Genomic DNA, 16,537 nt, shown 5'->3' on the forward strand with positions numbered 1-16,537 from the left:
CCCATGACTACGACGATAGAACTTCCCCTGCTGCCCCTACGTGACGTAGTGGTCTATCCCCACATGGTCATCCCGCTGTTCGTCGGAAGGGAAAAGTCCGTCGAAGCCCTGGAAGCTGCCATGGCTGGCGACAAGCAGATCCTACTGGTCGCCCAGAAGAACCCCGGCGATGACGATCCCGCCGCGGACGACATGTACCACATGGGTACCGTCGCCACTGTCCTCCAGCTGCTGAAGCTGCCCGATGGCACCGTCAAGGTCCTGGTTGAAGGCGAGCAGCGTGGTCGGATCGACTCCTTCGTCGAGAACCAGAACTACGCGCGGGCCCTGGTCACCCTGATCGATGACAGCGAGGCGCCGGATCGCGAATCTGAAGTCTTCTCGCGCAGCCTGATGAGCCAGTTCGAACAGTACGTCCAACTGGGCAAGAAGGTCCCTGCCGAGGTGCTTTCGTCGCTGAACAGCATCGAAGACCCCAGCCGCCTGGTAGACACCATGGCGGCGCACATGGCGCTGAAGATCGAACAGAAGCAGGAGATCCTCGAGATCACCGAACTGGGTGCGCGCGTCGAGCACGTGCTGGCGCTGCTGGATGCGGAAATCGACCTGCTGCAGGTCGAGAAGCGCATCCGTGGCCGCGTCAAGAAGCAGATGGAGCGCAGCCAGCGCGAGTACTACCTCAACGAGCAGATGAAGGCCATCCAGAAAGAGCTGGGGGATATCGATGAGGGCCACAATGAGGCCGATGACCTCAAGCGCCGCATCGAAGCCGCTGGGCTGCCCAAGGATGCCCTGGCCAAGGCCAATGCCGAGCTGAACAAGCTCAAGCAGATGTCGCCCATGTCCGCCGAGGCGACGGTGGTGCGCTCCTACATCGACTGGCTGGTGAATGTCCCGTGGCAGGCCGAAAGCAAGGTTCGCCTGGATCTGGGCCGTGCCGAGGAAGTCCTCGACAAGGATCACTACGGCCTCGAAGAAGTGAAGGAGCGCATCCTCGAATACCTCGCCGTGCAAAAGCGCGTGAAGAAGGTCCGTGGCCCGGTGCTTTGCCTGGTCGGTCCGCCCGGGGTGGGCAAGACCTCCCTGGCCGAGTCCATCGCCCGTTCCACCGGCCGCAAGTTCGTCCGCATGGCCCTGGGTGGCGTACGAGACGAGGCCGAGATCCGTGGTCACCGCCGTACCTACATCGGCTCCATGCCGGGTCGCCTCATCCAGAAGATGACCAAGGTCGGGGTACGCAATCCGTTGTTCCTGCTCGACGAAATCGACAAGATGGGCAACGACATGCGCGGTGACCCCGCATCGGCGTTGCTGGAAGTGCTCGATCCCGAGCAGAACCATACCTTCAACGACCATTACCTCGAAGTGGACTACGACCTTTCCGACGTGATGTTCGTCTGCACCGCCAACTCCATGAACATCCCGGCACCGTTGCTGGATCGCATGGAAGTCATTCGGCTGCCCGGCTACACCGAGGCGGAAAAGGTCAACATCGCCACCCGTTACCTGATTCCCAAGCAGATCAAGGCGAACGGGCTCAAGAAGGGCGAGGTGGAGTTCGACGAAGCTGCCCTGCGCGACGTCATCCGCTACTACACCCGCGAAGCGGGTGTACGGAGCCTGGAGCGGCAGGTGGCCAAGGTCTGCCGCAAGGTGGTCAAGGAGCACGCGCTGAGCAAGTCGCGTACCGCCAGCGTCACGGTGGATACCCTGGAGCATTGGCTGGGCGTGCGCAAGTTCCGTTATGGCCTGGCCGAGCAGCAGGATCAGATCGGTCAAGTCACCGGGCTGGCCTGGACCCAGGTCGGTGGCGAATTGCTGACCATCGAGTCCGCGGTCGTCCCTGGCAAGGGCCAGATGATCAAGACCGGCTCCCTGGGCGATGTCATGGCCGAGTCCATCACCGCAGCCCTGACCGTCGTTCGTAGTCGTGGCCGTAGCCTGGGCATTCCCAAGGACTTCCACGAGAAGCACGACATCCACATCCACGTTCCCGAAGGCGCTACCCCCAAGGATGGCCCGAGCGCCGGTATCGGCATGTGCACCGCGCTGGTCTCGGCGGCGACGCGCATCCCGGTGCGTGCCGATGTGGCCATGACCGGCGAGATCACCCTGCGTGGTCAGGTGCTGGCCATCGGTGGACTCAAGGAAAAGCTGCTGGCGGCGCACCGCGGTGGCATCCGGACCGTGATCATTCCCGAGGAAAACGTGCGCGATCTGCGGGACATTCCGGATAACATCAAGGCCGACTTGCAGATCAAGCCGGTCAAATGGATTGACGAGGTCTTGGAGGTTGCGCTGCAATACACCCCGGAACCGCTCCCGGACGATGGTCCGGAGCTCGTCAGCAAGGACGAGAAGCGGGAGCAGGAGGGCAAGGAGCGCGTCAGTACCCACTGATGGCGCTTCCGGCTCGATAGGCGGGCCGCCAGAATTCGTTCTCGGTGCGCCGCTGTCCTGCTGGATGCAAGGTCCTTGATCGACGAAAAGGCGCATCTCGAGATGCGCCTTTTCGCTATTTGGTATTCGACGATTTCGCCATGGCCGGTCCGGCCACAGCTCGTGGGGGGAACATGCTACAAAACATCAGGGACCGTTCTCAGGGATGGATTGCCAAAGTCATCATCGGATTCATCATCTTGCTGATGGCACTCACCGGCTTCGAAGCGATCATCCGCGCGACCGGCCACCAGGGCGCCGTGGCGCTGGTCAACGGCGACGAGATCAAGCAGACCGATCTCGCCCAGGCAGTGGAGATGCAGCGTCGCCAACTGCAGCAGCAACTGGGCCAGGGCTTCGACCCGTCCACCCTGGATGACCGCCTGCTGCGCGAATCCGCCCTCAAGGCCTTGATCGACAAGCAGCTCATCCTGCAGGCCGCCAAGGCCGATCGCTTCGCCTTCTCCGAGCAGGCACTGGATCAGCTGATCCTGAACACCCCCGAGTTCCAGACCGAGGGCCGTTTCGATCCGCAGCGTTTCGATCAGGCCGTGCGCCAGATGAACTACACGCGCCTGCAGTTCCGTGACCTGCTGCGCGACGAGATGCTGATCGGCCAGCTGCGTGCCGGCATCGTCGGCAGCAACTTCGTCACCGATGCGGACATCGAGGCTTTCGCCGCCCTCGAACGCCAGACTCGCGACTTCGCCATGCGCACGGTCAAGGCCTCCAGCAACGGCATCGTACCGACCCAGGAGGAAATCCAGGCCTACTACGACAGCCACAAGAACGACTTCATGACGCCCGAGCAGGTGGTCATCGAGTACGTGGAGCTGAAGAAGGACGCCTTCATGGCCAAGGCCAAGGTCGACGAGAGTCGCCTGCAGGCCGCCTACAAGTCCGAGATCGCCAACCTGTCGGAGCAGCGCGATGCGGCGCACATCCTCATCGAGGTCAACGACAAGCAGAGCGACGACCAGGCCAAGGCCAAGATCCAGCAGATCCAGGAGCGCCTGAGCAAGGGCGAGGACTTCGCCAAGCTCGCCAAGGAGTTCTCCCAGGACCCCGGTTCGGCCGCCAATGGCGGCGACCTGGGTTTCGCCGGTCGTGGCGTCTACGATCCGGCCTTCGAGGAAGCCCTCTACGCCCTGGCGCCGCAGCAGGTGTCCGCGCCAGTGCGCACCAGCTTCGGCTGGCACCTGATCAAGCTGCAAGGCATACAGGCCCCGGAGATTCCGACCCTGGCGAGCGTTCGTCCGCGCCTGGAGCAACAGCTCAAGGCCGAAGACGCCGATCGACTCTTCGTCGAAGCGGGCCGCAAGCTGGAAAGCTCCGCCTACGAGGCCTCCGACCTGAGCCAGCCGGCCCAGGAACAGGGCCTGCAGGTCAAGACCAGCGCGCCCTTCGGGCGTGAGGGTGGCGAAGGCATCACTGCCAACCGCCAGGTGATCGAGGCGGCCTTCAGTGAAGACGTCATGCGTAATGGCGCCAATAGCGCTGCCTTGCAGCTCGATCCGGAAACCCTGGTGGTGCTGCGCGACAAGGAGCATCGCACGCCGCAACTACAGTCGCTGGATCAGGTGAAGGGCGAGATCGTCACCCGCCTGACCCAGGAGAAGGCTGCGGCCGTGGCCAAGGCTACCGGTGAAAAGCAGCTCAAGACCCTGCGCGACGGCGGCAAGGCACCGGCGGGCGACTGGCGTACCGTCGAGGCAGCCACCCGCAATCAGGACGGCATCGATCCCCAGGTGCTCCAGGCGGTGTTCCGCATGGCCAAGCCGGAGAGCGGCAAGCAGCCGTCCTACGCCGGTGTCAGTTTGCAGAACGGCGACTTCGTGGTGCTGCGCCTGCAGGGCGTTGGCGTACCCAAGGAAGCCCTGAGCGCCGAGGACAAGGCCCTGTATCGTCGTTACCTGGCGTCACGCGCCGGGCAGGTCGATTTCGCGGCCTACCGGCGAGCCCTGGATGCCAAGGCCGAGATCAAGCATCTCTGATAGAAGAAAGCCCGGGAAACCGGGCTTTTTTATGGCTGGAGGTCAGATCGCCAGGCGATCCCTGAGGCTGTAGTACCAGGCGCCCAGGGCGGAGAAGGGCACTCGCAGCAGTTGGCCGCCCGGGAAGGGATAGTGCGGCAGCTGGGCGAAGGCGTCGAAGCGCTCCGCCTGGCCGGCGATGGCTTCCGCCAGGGCCTTGCCGGCGACATGGGTGAAGGTCACGCCATGGCCGCTGCAACCCTGGGAGTAGTAGACGTTACTGCCCAATCGGCCCATCTGCGGTAGCCGCGACAGGGTGAGCAGGAAGTTGCCGGTCCAGGCGTACTCGGCACGAATGCCCTTGAGTTGCGGAAAGGTCTGTTCGAGCTTGGGCATGATCAGCCGTTCGATGTTGGCGGGATCGCGTGCGCCGTAGACCACGCCGCCGCCGTAGATCAGCCGGCGATCGGCGGAGAGGCGGAAGTAGTCGAGCAGGTAGTTGCAGTCCTCCACACAGTAATCCTGCGGCAAGAGATTGCGCGCCTGCTCCTCGGTCAGCGGCTCGGTGGCCAGCACCTGGGTGCCGCAGGGCATGGACTTGGCGGCCAGTTCCGGTACGAGATTGCCCAGGTAGGCATTGCCCGCCACTACCACGAAACGCGCCGTCACGCGGCCCTGGGGCGTGTGCACCACGGGTTGTTCACCCTGGTCGATGCGCGTCGCGGGGGAGTGCTCATGGATGATGCCGCCCAGGGACTCGAAGGCCGCCGCTTCGCCGAGCGCGAGATTGAGCGGATGAAGGTGGCCGCCGCCAAGATCCAGCATGCCCCCGACATAACGCTCAGAGGCCACGCATTCCTGGAGGGCATCACGATCGAGCAGTTGGAGGCGATCGTAGCCATAGCGCTGCCAGAGCCGCTGCTGAGCCTCCAGGTGACCCATCTGCCGGTCGTTCAGGGCGGCGAAGATGCCGCCATCCTTCAGGTCGCAATCGATCCCATAGCGTTGCACCCGCTCACGGATGATGGCGCCGCCTTCGAAGGCCATGCGCCCGAGCAACTGGGCAGCGGAGGCGTCGACGCTCTTTTCCACGGTGTCCAGGTCGCGGCTATAGCTGTTGACGATCTGGCCGCCGTTGCGACCCGAGGCGCCGAAGCCGATGCGCTGGGCCTCGAGCAGAACGACGTCATAGCCTTTCTCCCGCAGATGCAGTGCGGTCGACAGCCCCGTGTAGCCGCCGCCGATGACGCAGACATCGGTGCTGAGACTGCCTTGAAGGGAAGGGCGGTCGGGCCCGAGATGGGCGCTGGCCGCGTAGTAGGACGCCGGATAGCAGGTGTTCGACATCTTGTTCCCTCCGTTGAAAATTCTGGACAACCGAGGGATGGTAGCCGTTGTGCCGAGTGGCGGCTATAGCCCCAACCGGCACGCTGGCGGGCGTTACTGAACCAGCTCCTGTTCCTCGAACAGGCCGTCGAACAGCATGGTGGATAGGTAGCGCTCGCCGGAGTCCGGCAGGATGACCACGATGGTCTTGCCCTGCATCTCCGGCGCCTCGGCCAGCCGTACCGCGGCGGCCATGGCGGCACCGCAGGAGATGCCGCAGAGGATGCCTTCCTCGCGCATCAGGCGCTGGGCCATCAGCTTGGCCTGGTCATCGCTGACCTGTTCGACGCGGTCGACCATGGCGAGGTCCAGATTGCGCGGGACGAAGCCTGCCCCTATGCCCTGGATCTTGTGCGGGCTGGGTTTCACCTCTTCGCCGGCCAGGGTCTGGCTGATGACCGGGGAGGTCTCCGGCTCCACCGCCACCGAGAGAATGGGCTTGCCCTTGGTGTTCTTGATGAAGCGCGAGATGCCCGTGAGGGTGCCGCCGGTGCCCACGCCGGCCACCAGGACATCGATGGCACCGTCGGTATCGTTCCAGATCTCGGGACCGGTGGTCTTCTCATGGATAGCCGGATTGGCCGGATTATCGAATTGCTGCGGCATGAAGTAACGGCCCGGTTCGCTCTCGGCGATCTCCCGGGCCTTCTCGATGGCGCCCTTCATGCCCTTGGCCGGTTCGGTGAGGACCAGCTCCGCACCCAGGGCCTTGAGCACCTTGCGGCGTTCCAGGCTCATGGAGGCGGGCATGGTCAACACCAGGCGATAGCCGCGAGCGGCGGCGACATAGGCCAGGCCGATGCCGGTATTGCCAGAGGTCGGCTCCACCAGGCTCATGCCAGGCTTGAGCAGCCCCTTGGCTTCGGCATCCCAGATCAGGTTCGCGCCGATGCGGCACTTGACCGAATAGCCCGGGTTGCGTCCCTCGATCTTGGCGAGCAGGGTGACCCCCTTGGGTCCGAGGCGATTGATGTAGACCAGCGGCGTATTGCCGATGGACTGGGCGTTGTCAGCGAAGATGCGGCTCATGGCGAATCCTGTCGGGCGCAGAAAGCTCGCAGCCTAGGCCTTGCGCCGGATGACGTCCAGCCTGGGCGCGGCATGCTATCGTCAGGCGAAAGAGGGCGATGAGGATCGACGATGGCTTTTCAGGGTACCGACCGTTACGTAGCCACCACCGAGCTCAGTCTGGCGGTCAATGCGGCCGTCCAGCTCGGGCGTCCATTGCTGGTGAAGGGCGAGCCGGGCACCGGCAAGACCCTGCTCGCCGAGCAGGTGGCGTACAGCCTGGATGGGCGGCTGATCACCTGGCACGTCAAGTCCACCACCAAGGCGCAGCAGGGACTCTACGAATACGATGCGGTGAGTCGTCTGCGCGACTCCCAGCTGGGTGACCCGCGGGTGCAGGACATCGCCCACTACATCAAGCCGGGGAAACTGTGGGACGCCTTCACTGCGGAGGACAGGGTGGTCCTGCTGATCGACGAGATCGACAAGGCCGACATCGAGTTTCCCAACGACCTGCTGCTCGAACTGGATCGCATGGAATTCCACGTCTACGAGACCGGCGAGACCATTCGTGCCCAGCGGCGGCCGATCATCATCATCACCTCGAACAACGAGAAGGAGCTGCCGGACGCCTTCCTGCGCCGCTGCTTCTTTCATTTCATCCGCTTTCCCGAGCGCGAAACCCTGGAGCGGATCGTCCAGGTCCATTACCCGGATCTGCAGGGGCGCCTGGTGAAGGAGGCGCTGGATCTGTTCTACGACCTGCGTAGCGTGCCTGGACTGAAGAAGAAGCCATCTACCTCCGAGCTGGTGGACTGGCTGGCATTGTTGCTGGGGGACGAAACCGCCCAGGCGGCCCTGCAGGGCGAAGGTAGCCTGCCGCCCCTGGCAGGGGCCCTGCTGAAGAACGAGCAGGACCTGCAACTGCTCGAACGCCAGGTTTTCATGCGTCGCCGCCGCAGCTGAGGATCGGCATGTTCCTCGACTTCTTTACCCGCCTGAGAGCGGCCGACATCCCGGTGTCCATCGGCGAACTGCTGGACCTGCATGCCGCCCTGGACGCCGGTATCGCGGTACTCGATCCCGAGGCTTTCTATCTGTTGGCGCGGACCCTGTTGGTCAAGGACGAGCGCTTCTTCGACCGTTTCGACCAGGTCTTTGCCGGTGAGATGGCCAGAGCCGAGCGCTCGTCGGATACGAAGGGGATTCCTGCGGACTGGCTCAGGCTGGAGCTTCAGCGGCTGCTGTCCGATGAGGATCGCCAGCGGCTGCAGGCATTGGGTGGCTTGGATGAGTTGCTCAAGACCTTGCAGCAGCGCCTCGCGGAGCAGCGTGAACGACATGCCGGCGGCAACAAGTGGGTCGGCACGGGGGGCACCAGTCCCTTTGGCAGCGGGGGCTACAACCCGTTCGGCGTGCGCATCGGCGAGGCCGGTATTCGCCAGGGGCAGGCGGCCAAGGTGTGGGAGCAACGAGACTATCGCAACCTGGATGATCGTGCGCCCCTGGACCGGCGTAATCTGCAGCTGGCCTTGCGCCGACTGCGGCGCTTCGCCCGGCAGGGCGCCGCGGCCGAATTCGACCTGGATGCCACGGTGGCCGCCACGGCTAAGGAGGGCGGTTTGCTGGACGTCCGCTATCGCCCGGAGCGGCACAACGCGACCAAGGTGCTGTTACTGTTCGACGTGGGCGGTTCCATGGATATCCACGTACGCCTCTGCAGCGAACTCTTCAGTGCCTGTCGCCTCGAATTCCGCCACCTGGAGTACTACTACTTCCACAACTGCGTCTACGAGCGGGTCTGGCGGGACAATGCGCGGCGTCACGAAGAGGGTCTGCCGACCGCCGAGTTGTTGCGTCGCTACGGAGCGGACTATCGCCTGGTGATCGTCGGCGATGCCAGCATGGGACCCTACGAGATCACCCATCCCGGCGGTAGCGTCGAACATTGGAACGAAGAGCCTGGCGCGCTCTGGATTCAGCGGCTGTGCCAGCACTTTCCCCGTGCGGCCTGGCTCAATCCCTATCCAAGCGACGGCTGGGACTTCAGTACCTCCATCGGCCTGCTGCGCGAGCTGATGGCGCAGCGGATGTTCCCCCTGACCGGAGAAGGATTGGCTGAGGCCATCCGGGCGTTGACCCGCCAATGAAAAACCCCGGCCGAGGCCGGGGTTTTTCATTGGCGGTCGTGCTTAGCGCTGGCCGTAGCGGCGCAGGGCTTCGATACGGTCTTCCAGCGGCGGGTGGCTCATCAGCAGACCGGCCAGGCCGTTCTTCAGCGAACCGTTGATGCCGAAGGCATTCAGGGTGTCGGGCATCTGCACCGGAATACCCTGTTCGGCGCGCAGGCGCTGCAGGGCACCGATCATGGCGTTGGGGCCAGCCAGGCGGGCACCGGCTTCGTCGGCGCGGAATTCGCGTTTGCGCGAGAACCACATGACGATGATGCTCGCCAGGATGCCCAGCACCAGCTCGGCGACGATGGTGGTCACGAAGTAGGCGATACCGTGGCCCTCCTCGTTCTTGAAGATGGCCTTGTCGACGAAGTTGCCGAAGATTCGCGCGAAGAACATCACGAAGGTGTTCACCACGCCCTGGATCAGTGCCAGCGTCACCATGTCGCCGTTGGCGACGTGACCGATCTCGTGGGCCAGTACCGCTCGTACTTCGTCGGGCGAGAAACGCTCCAGCAGGCCCTGGCTGACCGCGACGAGGGCGTCGTTACGATTCCAGCCGGTGGCGAAGGCGTTGGCCTCGTAGGCCGGGAAGATACCGACTTCCGGCGTCTTGATACCGGCTTCGCGGGACAGCTCCTCGACCGTCTGCAGCAGCCACTGCTCGTGACGGGTACGAGGTTGGCTGATGACTTCGGTGCGGGTGCTCATCTTCGCCATCCACTTGGAGATGAACAGCGAGACCAGCGAGCCGGCGAAACCGAACACGGCACAGAACACCAGCAGACTGCCATAGTTCTGACCGGTGTAGCGATCCACGCCAAGCACCTTCAAGGTGATGCTGGCAACGATCAGCACCGCCAGGTTGGTAGCCAGAAATAACAGAATGCGCATCATGGTGGGGTATAGCTCCTCACAGGTTTATCTGCCGGCTATATAAGGTTCGGCTCCGATCCATTCAACGTTTGCTCTATTGCAAACTGTGTCGTCTATGGGCTCGGTAACGCGTGCCTGGTCCGGGGACGAGCGCCAGTGCCGGTTGACGCCCTGGCAGGCGCCAACCGGTGAAAGACGCGGAAATGCTTTGCTCGCTACTGGGAATAGCCACCGAGGAAGTTGCCGATGCGGCCAATGGCCTGTTCCAGATCGTCGACGCGGGGCAGGGTGACCACGCGGAAATGGTCGGTCCAGGGCCAGTTGAAGGCGGTGCCCTGAACGATCAGCAGCTTTTCCGACAGCAGCAGGTCGAGGGCGAACTTCTCGTCGTTATGAATGGGGCAGACTTTCGGGTCGATGCGCGGGAAGGCATAGAGCGCGCCCATTGGCTTCACGCAGCTGACCCCCGGAATGTCGTTGAGCAGCTTCCAGGCGCGGTTGCGTTGTTCCAGCAGGCGGCCGTTCGGCAGGACCAGGTCGTTGATGCTCTGGTAGCCGCCCAGGGCGGTCTGGATCGCATGCTGGCTAGGCACGTTGGCGCACAGCCGCATATTGGCGAGGATGTCCAGGCCTTCGATATAGCTTTGGGCGCGGTGCTTGGGGCCCGAGACGATCAGCCAGCCGGAGCGGAAGCCAGCGACCCGATAGGACTTGGACAGACCGTTGAAGGTCAGGCAGAGCACGTCCGGCGCCAGGGAGGCGGTGGAGATGTGCACGGCTTCATCGTAGAGGATCTTGTCGTAGATCTCGTCCGAGAACAGCACCAGGTTGTGCCGCCGCGCCAGTTCGACGATGCCTTCCAGGACTTCCTTGGAATAGACCGCGCCGGTGGGATTGTTGGGGTTGATCAGCACCAGCGCCTTGGTATTGCTGGTGATCTTGGCTTCCATGTCGGCCAGGTCCGGGAACCAGCCGGCCTGCTCGTCGCACAGGTAGTGCACCGGCTTGCCACCGGCCAGGCTGACCGCGGCGGTCCACAGCGGATAGTCGGGCGCCGGGATCAGCACCTCGTCGTTGTTGTTGAGCAGGGCCTGCATGGCCATCACGATCAACTCGGAGACGCCGTTGCCGAGGTAGATGTCTTCGATGCCGACACCCTCGATGCGCTTCTGCTGGCAGTACTGCATGACCGCCTTGCGTGCGCTGAACAGGCCCTTGGAGTCACTGTAGCCCTGAGCGGTGGGCAGGTTGCGGATGACGTCCTGCAGGATCTCCTCGGGTGCCTCGAAACCGAAGGGCGCCGGATTGCCGATGTTGAGCTTCAGGATGCGGTGGCCTTCTTCCTCGAGGCGCTTGGCATGCTTGAGGACCGGGCCGCGGATGTCGTAGCAGACATTGGCGAGCTTGTTCGACTTGGAGACCTGCATGGTGGACTGAATCCTAAAAAAGGGCGAGAAAGACGGGATGGAGGCGGACGCCGACCGGCGCTTGGCAGCATCCGGGGGCGGATGCCAGACTGAGCGGGAATCATACGGCTGCATCGCCCGATACAAAAGATGCGCCGACATCCAGCGAGGTCATCATGGAAAAAGTACAGCGTAGCCCGGAAGACTGGCGCGAGCGCCTGACCGGCGATCAGTTTCGTGTCTGTCGACTGGCCGCGACCGAGGCGCCCTACACCGGTGCCTATTGCGCCACCAAGACGCCTGGCGTCTATCGCTGCGCCTGCTGCGAGCTCGCCTTGTTCGATTCCGGCAGCAAATTCGATTCCGGCTGCGGCTGGCCGAGCTACTACGCACCCATCGCCCCCGACGCCGTGCAGGAGAAGGAAGACTTCAGCCACGGCATGCACCGCATCGAGGTGCTGTGCGCTCGTTGCGATGCGCATCTGGGGCACGTCTTCCCCGACGGTCCGCCGCCGACCGGACTGCGCTACTGCATCAACTCGGTCGCCCTCGACCTCGAGCCCAGGGAGTCCGCGTGACCCCGGAGATCCTGCAGATTCCCTTTCGCATGGCCGATGGCCAGGCCGCGCGGCTGGCCGACTGGCCGGCTCGGGCCTACCTGGTGGTCAATACCGCCAGCCGCTGTGGTTTCACCGAACAGTACGCCGGGCTCGAAGAACTGCAGCAGCGCTACCGTGAACAGGGCCTGCGGGTGATCGTCTTTCCCTGCAATCAGTTCGGTGCCCAGGAACCGGAAGCGGACGCCCAGATCCAGACATTCTGCGTCACCCGTTTCGGCGTCAGCTTCCCGGTGATGGCCAAGCTCGACGTCAATGGCGATGCCGCCCACCCGTTGTTCACCGCGCTGAAACGTGCGGCGCCCGGGCTGCTGGGTCGTCCCATTCGCTGGAACTTCACCAAATTCCTGATCGATCCCGAGCGTGGGCGGATAAAACGCTTCGCGCCCATCACCAAGCCCGAAAGGCTGGAGCGACACGTCCAGCGCCTGCTGGCGCGCTAGGTCGCGAAGGGCGAGATGCATGCTGGAAAGTCATACAATAGTGTCCGGAGTGGGCTGGCCGATTGCCTGCACCTTCAACCTAGTCGTCAAGGATCATTCCCGTGAGTTCTTCTCTAGAAGCCTTTCTCCTCCAGGCGCGGCAGGTGCTCGAACGCCTCGAGCCACTGCTGCCGCATCGCCGTGAGCCCCTGGATTGGCAGCATTGCTATGCGGCGCGCTGGCGGCGTGAGGGGCATGGTGGTTACCTGCAGCCGCTCGAGGTCAATCTCGAGTTGCGCCTGACCGATCTGCTCGGTATCGATCGGCAGCGCGACCAGCTCTCCCGCAACACCCGCCAGTTCGTTGCCGGCTTGCCGGCGAACCACACCTTGCTATGGGGTGCCCGCGGGACCGGCAAGTCGTCGCTGATCCGGGCGCTGCTGGCGGAATATGCCGGCCTAGGCCTGCGCCTGATCGAGATCGAGCGCGACGATCTCGCCGATCTGCCGCGAGTCGTGGAGCAGATCGCCGGGCAATCGCAGCGCTTCGTCCTGTTCTGTGATGACCTGTCCTTCGACGCCGGCAGCGACGACTACCGGGTACTCAAGAGCGTGCTCGACGGCTCTCTGGAGCAGGCGCCGGACAACGTGGTGCTCTACGCCACGTCCAACCGCCGGCACCTAGTGGCCGAGCGGCAGAGCGACAATGCCAACTGGGAACATGTCGACGGCGAGCTGCACCCGAGCGAGGCGGCCGAGGACAAGATCGCGCTGTCGGATCGCTTCGGCCTGTGGCTATCCTTTTATCCCTTCACCCAGGAGCACTACCTCGCCGTGGTCCGCCACTGGTGCACGACCCTGGCCGGCAAGTCCGGGCTCGCCCTGGAGTGGTCGGAGGATGCCGACCGCGAGGCGATCCGCTGGGCGTCCGGACGCGGCAACCGCAACGGTCGCTGTGCCTATCAATTCGCCCGGCAGTGGATCGGGCTCAAGCTATTGGAGCAAGCATGACGGTAGAACTCTCGGGCGTCGGCGCCGGGCTGGAAGGCTATGCAATGCTGGCGGCGCAAGTCGAAGCCCTGCTGGCCGGCGAGCGCAACCTAGTGGCCAACGCCGCCCAGCTGTCGGCCTTCATCTTCCAGGAGATCCCCGATCTCAACTGGGCCGGCTTCTATTTCGTCGATGGCCAGGGCCAACTGCTGCTGGGGCCTTTCCAGGGCAAGGTCGCCTGCATGCGCATTCCCTTCAGCAAGGGCGTCTGTGGCGCTGCCGCGCGGGAGCGACGGACCCAGCGCGTCGAGGACGTACATGCCTTTCCCGGGCATATCGCCTGCGACGCCGCCTCGCGCAGCGAACTGGTGGTACCGCTGGTCAAGGACGATCGCCTGATCGGCGTGCTGGATCTGGACAGCCCCCATCCGGCGCGTTTCAGCGCGGCGGATCAGGCGGGTATCCAGCGGCTGGTGGCGGTCTTCCTGGTCGCTACCGACTGCTGAGGGTGAAAGAGCAGGGCAGGGACGCCCTCATTCGTAGTCGTTCTTCTTGCGCCAGCTGTCGTCCTTGAGCGTATCCACGCTGTCCGACAGCTCGTTGGCGCTGCCGCTGGCCTGTTCGGCCAGCTCGCTCTGCTGGCGTTTCACCAGGGCGATCTGCTCTTCCAAGTAGGCCAGCATCTCGGTGTAGCGTTCGGGTTGCTGTTGCTTGCGAATCTGCATGATGGCGCGTTCGTAGGCCTGGCGCGCCTGGATGAAGTGCTCGCTCTTGATCTGCTGGTCGGCCTGGTAGCGGAAGAATTCCACGTAGCTCACCGTCAGCAGATAGCGCATTTCGCCCACCCAGCGCTGGGCTTCCTGGCCGTCGAGAATGCCGATCTGGTTGGCATGGGCCACCAAGGCGTGCAGCATTTCGATATAGCCGCGCACTTCCTTGACTCGGGCTTCGGTGTGCACCGGTCGCGCGACGTTGGTCACTTCGATGCCATCGCCCTTGGCGATAGCTTCGTCCAGTTCCGTCTTGCGCGAGGCCAGGCCGGCCGACGGTGGCTGCAGGGCGGCGAGCCGAGCGATCAGGCCGAGTTCGATGTGGTTGAACAGCTGCTTGAGGGGCGGGGTCATCAACTGGCCGGGCAGGCTGGCGGACAGCTGGGCGCAGCGCTTGATGCGGTCGGTCAGGTCGGCGACCAGGCGCTGCTTCTCCAGGCGACCGGCTTCCAGCTTCTGGTTGACGAAGGCGATCATGATGATCAACAGCACCCCGAGCCCTACTACCGCTGCAATCATCGTTGAGGACATGCCCTTCTCCATGGTGCTTGCCCGCCTTTTGTCGCGCGAGCGAAGTCGTTGATTTGAAAAGTATTTAATCAGCTATTGACGCCTAGGGTAAGGCTCCCTAGAATGCGCGCACTCCCAACGGCGGCAAGCGTCAGCCGAGTGGTAGGCCGGAATCCTGAGGGATTCTACCTGGTCCCCTTCGTCTAGTGGCCTAGGACACCGCCCTTTCACGGCGGTAACAGGGGTTCGAGTCCCCTAGGGGACGCCAAAAATTGCGGGAATAGCTCAGTTGGTAGAGCACGACCTTGCCAAGGTCGGGGTCGCGAGTTCGAGTCTCGTTTCCCGCTCCAAATATAGTCCAGCTGCCTCTTGGCAGGTGGGCGCAAGGTGAAAGGCCTTGCAGAAAGAGGTTTCGTCCCCTTCGTCTAGTGGCCTAGGACACCGCCCTTTCACGGCGGTAACAGGGGTTCGAGTCCCCTAGGGGACGCCAAAATTGCGGGAATAGCTCAGTTGGTAGAGCACGACCTTGCCAAGGTCGGGGTCGCGAGTTCGAGTCTCGTTTCCCGCTCCAAACATGATCCACCTGTTTGATGACAGTTGGAGGCGAGGTGAAAGACCTTGCGGAAAGAGGTTTCGTCCCCTTCGTCTAGTGGCCTAGGACACCGCCCTTTCACGGCGGTAACAGGGGTTCGAGTCCCCTAGGGGACGCCATATTGCGGGAATAGCTCAGTTGGTAGAGCACGACCTTGCCAAGGTCGGGGTCGCGAGTTCGAGTCTCGTTTCCCGCTCCAAATATCGAAACACCGCCTACGGGCGGTGTTTTCGTTTGTGCGGCTTTCTTGCCCGCGAGCGGATGCCCGGCGCGAGGCCGGGCGGGTCTGTCACTGGGGCGTGTAGATCTGGTCGAAGACGCCGCCATCGGCGAAGTGGGTCTTCTGGATGCCGCTCCAGGGGCCGAATTCCTTCTGGGCGTCGATGAGTTCGAGCTTGGGGAAGCGATCGGCATACTGCGCCAGCACCTTCGCATTGCGCGGGCGCAGGAAGTTGTCCGCGGCGATCTTCTGGCCTTCGTCGGACCAGAGATACTTGAGGTATTCCTCGGCCTCGGCGCGGGTGCCTTTCTTGTCGACGACGCTGTCCACCACGCTCACCGGCGGCTCGGCCTGCACCGAGATGCTGGGATAGACCACCTCGAAGCCACCACGGCCGAATTCCCGCGCGATCATCTCGGCTTCGTTCTCGAAGGTCACCAGGACATCGCCCTGCTGGTTCTTCATGAAGGTAGTGGTGGCGGCGCGGCCACCGGTGTCGAGGATGGGTACGTGCTTGAACAGGTCGGCGACGAAGCTGCGGGCCTTCTGCTCATCACCACCCGGCTGGCGCAGGGCGTAGGTCCAGGCGGAGAGATAGGTGTAGCGGCCGTTCCCAGAGGTCTTGGGATTGGGCACGATCACCTGGACGCCGTCCTTGAGCAGGTCGGCCCAGTCGTGGATGCCCTTGGGATTGCCCTGGCGCACGATCAGCACCGTGGCCGAGGTGAAGGGCGCGCTGCGATCAGGCAGGCGGCTTTCCCAGTCCTTGGGCACCAGGCCGCGATCGGCCAGGGCCTGGATGTCGGTGGCCTGGTTCATGGTGATGACATCGGCCTGCAGGCCGTCGATGACCGAGCGGGCCTGTTTGCTGGAACCGCCGTGGGACATCTGGATAACGGGAGCTTCCCCATGCTCGGCCTTCCAGTGGGCCTGGAAGGCAGGGTTGTAGTCCTTGTAGAAGTCGCGCATCACGTCGTAGGAGACGTTGAGCAGTGGCGGCTGGGCGGCCAGGACCTGGACGCTGGCGGTCAGGGCTGCCGCGAGCAGGGTGAGGCGAAGTCTCTTCATGGGGGCATCCTGCGGAGGAGGGTGCAGGACTATAGCCTGTCATCCAGCCCTGCGTGCATAACCGCTGGAAATAAGGTAATGCACGGC

General features: G+C 63.6%; 14 protein-coding genes and 6 tRNA genes. 14 read left to right on the forward strand and 6 right to left on the reverse strand.

All coding sequences use genetic code 11. The features are described from left to right. The first annotated feature begins 3 nt into the window (after window positions 1-3). Both lon and RND78_RS13780 read left to right on the forward strand, forming a co-directional pair. Complete coding sequence (gene lon / locus RND78_RS13775; protein ID WP_312729499.1) at window positions 4-2,400, forward strand: endopeptidase La; 2,397 nt, start codon at window positions 4-6, stop codon at window positions 2,398-2,400. Between the two features lie 173 nt (window positions 2,401-2,573). Beyond that, complete coding sequence (locus RND78_RS13780) at window positions 2,574-4,433, forward strand: SurA N-terminal domain-containing protein (RefSeq protein WP_312729501.1); 1,860 nt, start codon at window positions 2,574-2,576, stop codon at window positions 4,431-4,433. A 42-nt stretch (window positions 4,434-4,475) separates the two neighbouring features. Here RND78_RS13780 and RND78_RS13785 read toward each other — a convergent pair whose 3' ends face one another. Next, window positions 4,476-5,759, reverse strand: a complete 1,284-nt coding sequence (locus RND78_RS13785; RefSeq protein WP_312729502.1) for an FAD-binding oxidoreductase — start codon at window positions 5,757-5,759, stop codon at window positions 4,476-4,478. Window positions 5,760-5,852: 93 nt separating this feature from the next. Continuing rightward, entirely contained in the window at window positions 5,853-6,827 is a 975-nt protein-coding gene (cysK, locus tag RND78_RS13790; RefSeq protein WP_312729503.1) for a cysteine synthase A, read from the reverse strand. Between the two features lie 111 nt (window positions 6,828-6,938). On the opposite strand from cysK, the gene RND78_RS13795 reads away from it, so the two are divergent. Both RND78_RS13795 and RND78_RS13800 read left to right on the forward strand, forming a co-directional pair. Beyond that, a complete protein-coding gene (locus RND78_RS13795) occupies window positions 6,939-7,772 on the forward strand; it encodes a MoxR family ATPase (RefSeq protein WP_312729504.1) in 834 nt (277 codons plus the stop codon). Window positions 7,773-7,780: 8 nt separating this feature from the next. After that, entirely contained in the window at window positions 7,781-8,956 is a 1,176-nt protein-coding gene (locus tag RND78_RS13800; RefSeq protein WP_312729505.1) for a vWA domain-containing protein, read from the forward strand. 42 nt (window positions 8,957-8,998) lie between these two features. Here RND78_RS13800 and htpX read toward each other — a convergent pair whose 3' ends face one another. Together htpX and RND78_RS13810 are read right to left on the reverse strand one after the other, a co-directional pair. Then, window positions 8,999-9,877 (reverse strand): protease HtpX, encoded by an 879-nt coding sequence (gene htpX, locus RND78_RS13805; protein WP_059232402.1) that lies wholly within the window; start codon window positions 9,875-9,877, stop codon window positions 8,999-9,001. Between the two features lie 194 nt (window positions 9,878-10,071). Then, the gene (locus tag RND78_RS13810; RefSeq protein WP_058762840.1) at window positions 10,072-11,283 is read right to left on the reverse strand and encodes a pyridoxal phosphate-dependent aminotransferase; all 1,212 of its coding nucleotides are present in this window, start codon (window positions 11,281-11,283) and stop codon (window positions 10,072-10,074) included. Window positions 11,284-11,438: 155 nt separating this feature from the next. Between RND78_RS13810 and msrB the strand changes: the two genes are divergently transcribed. The 4 genes from msrB to RND78_RS13830 all read left to right on the forward strand — a co-directional run bounded on the left by msrB (window position 11,439) and on the right by RND78_RS13830 (window position 13,796). Next, window positions 11,439-11,840, forward strand: a complete 402-nt coding sequence (gene msrB / locus RND78_RS13815; RefSeq protein ID WP_312729509.1) for a peptide-methionine (R)-S-oxide reductase MsrB — start codon at window positions 11,439-11,441, stop codon at window positions 11,838-11,840. Continuing rightward, the gene (locus RND78_RS13820; protein ID WP_312729511.1) at window positions 11,837-12,322 is read left to right on the forward strand and encodes a glutathione peroxidase; all 486 of its coding nucleotides are present in this window, start codon (window positions 11,837-11,839) and stop codon (window positions 12,320-12,322) included. Before msrB ends, RND78_RS13820 begins: the two co-directional genes overlap by 4 nt. 101 nt (window positions 12,323-12,423) lie before the next feature. Continuing rightward, on the forward strand, window positions 12,424-13,311 hold the full coding sequence (locus RND78_RS13825) for an ATP-binding protein (RefSeq protein ID WP_312729513.1): 888 nt from the start codon (window positions 12,424-12,426) through the stop codon (window positions 13,309-13,311). Then, window positions 13,308-13,796, forward strand: a complete 489-nt coding sequence (locus tag RND78_RS13830) for a GAF domain-containing protein (protein WP_312729514.1) — start codon at window positions 13,308-13,310, stop codon at window positions 13,794-13,796. Before RND78_RS13825 ends, RND78_RS13830 begins: the two co-directional genes overlap by 4 nt. A 27-nt stretch (window positions 13,797-13,823) precedes the next feature. On the opposite strand, the gene RND78_RS13835 is transcribed toward RND78_RS13830, so the two are convergent. Further along, window positions 13,824-14,591 (reverse strand): hypothetical protein, encoded by a 768-nt coding sequence (locus RND78_RS13835; RefSeq protein WP_312729516.1) that lies wholly within the window; start codon window positions 14,589-14,591, stop codon window positions 13,824-13,826. A gap of 171 nt (window positions 14,592-14,762) precedes the next feature. Between RND78_RS13835 and RND78_RS13840 the strand changes: the two genes are divergently transcribed. The 6 genes from RND78_RS13840 to RND78_RS13865 all read left to right on the forward strand — a co-directional run bounded on the left by RND78_RS13840 (window position 14,763) and on the right by RND78_RS13865 (window position 15,361). Next, a tRNA-Glu gene (locus tag RND78_RS13840) sits at window positions 14,763-14,838 on the forward strand. Between the two features lie 6 nt (window positions 14,839-14,844). Then, window positions 14,845-14,920 (forward strand) — tRNA-Gly (locus tag RND78_RS13845). Window positions 14,921-14,984: 64 nt separating this feature from the next. Next, window positions 14,985-15,060, forward strand: a tRNA-Glu gene (locus tag RND78_RS13850). Between the two features lie 5 nt (window positions 15,061-15,065). Then, window positions 15,066-15,141 (forward strand) — tRNA-Gly (locus tag RND78_RS13855). A gap of 64 nt (window positions 15,142-15,205) precedes the next feature. Continuing rightward, a tRNA-Glu gene (locus tag RND78_RS13860) sits at window positions 15,206-15,281 on the forward strand. 4 nt (window positions 15,282-15,285) lie between these two features. Beyond that, a tRNA-Gly gene (locus RND78_RS13865) sits at window positions 15,286-15,361 on the forward strand. 90 nt (window positions 15,362-15,451) lie between these two features. Here the strand turns inward: RND78_RS13865 and RND78_RS13870 are convergent. Beyond that, a complete protein-coding gene (locus tag RND78_RS13870; RefSeq protein ID WP_312729518.1) occupies window positions 15,452-16,450 on the reverse strand; it encodes a sulfate ABC transporter substrate-binding protein in 999 nt (332 codons plus the stop codon). Window positions 16,451-16,537: the final 87 nt, after the last annotated feature.

It is taken from the genome of Pseudomonas oryzihabitans, from assembly GCF_032027545.1.
In the GTDB taxonomy this organism is placed as follows: domain Bacteria; phylum Pseudomonadota; class Gammaproteobacteria; order Pseudomonadales; family Pseudomonadaceae; genus Chryseomonas; species Chryseomonas oryzihabitans_F.

Excerpts from the sequence above, each read along its gene's own strand:
- RND78_RS13870 (WP_312729518.1), bottom strand. The coding sequence starts at position 16,450 with ATGAAGAGACTTCGCCTCACCCTGCTCGCGGCAGCCCTGACCGCCAGC.
- cysK (WP_312729503.1), bottom strand. The coding sequence starts at position 6,827 with ATGAGCCGCATCTTCGCTGACAACGCCCAGTCCATCGGCAATACGCCG.
- htpX (WP_059232402.1), bottom strand. The coding sequence starts at position 9,877 with ATGATGCGCATTCTGTTATTTCTGGCTACCAACCTGGCGGTGCTGATC.
- RND78_RS13830 (WP_312729514.1), top strand. The coding sequence starts at position 13,308 with ATGACGGTAGAACTCTCGGGCGTCGGCGCCGGGCTGGAAGGCTATGCA.
- RND78_RS13795 (WP_312729504.1), top strand. The coding sequence starts at position 6,939 with ATGGCTTTTCAGGGTACCGACCGTTACGTAGCCACCACCGAGCTCAGT.
- lon (WP_312729499.1), top strand. The coding sequence starts at position 4 with ATGACTACGACGATAGAACTTCCCCTGCTGCCCCTACGTGACGTAGTG.
- RND78_RS13810 (WP_058762840.1), bottom strand. The coding sequence starts at position 11,283 with ATGCAGGTCTCCAAGTCGAACAAGCTCGCCAATGTCTGCTACGACATC.
- RND78_RS13785 (WP_312729502.1), bottom strand. The coding sequence starts at position 5,759 with ATGTCGAACACCTGCTATCCGGCGTCCTACTACGCGGCCAGCGCCCAT.
- msrB (WP_312729509.1), top strand. The coding sequence starts at position 11,439 with ATGGAAAAAGTACAGCGTAGCCCGGAAGACTGGCGCGAGCGCCTGACC.
- RND78_RS13835 (WP_312729516.1), bottom strand. The coding sequence starts at position 14,591 with ATGTCCTCAACGATGATTGCAGCGGTAGTAGGGCTCGGGGTGCTGTTG.
- RND78_RS13780 (WP_312729501.1), top strand. The coding sequence starts at position 2,574 with ATGCTACAAAACATCAGGGACCGTTCTCAGGGATGGATTGCCAAAGTC.
- RND78_RS13800 (WP_312729505.1), top strand. The coding sequence starts at position 7,781 with ATGTTCCTCGACTTCTTTACCCGCCTGAGAGCGGCCGACATCCCGGTG.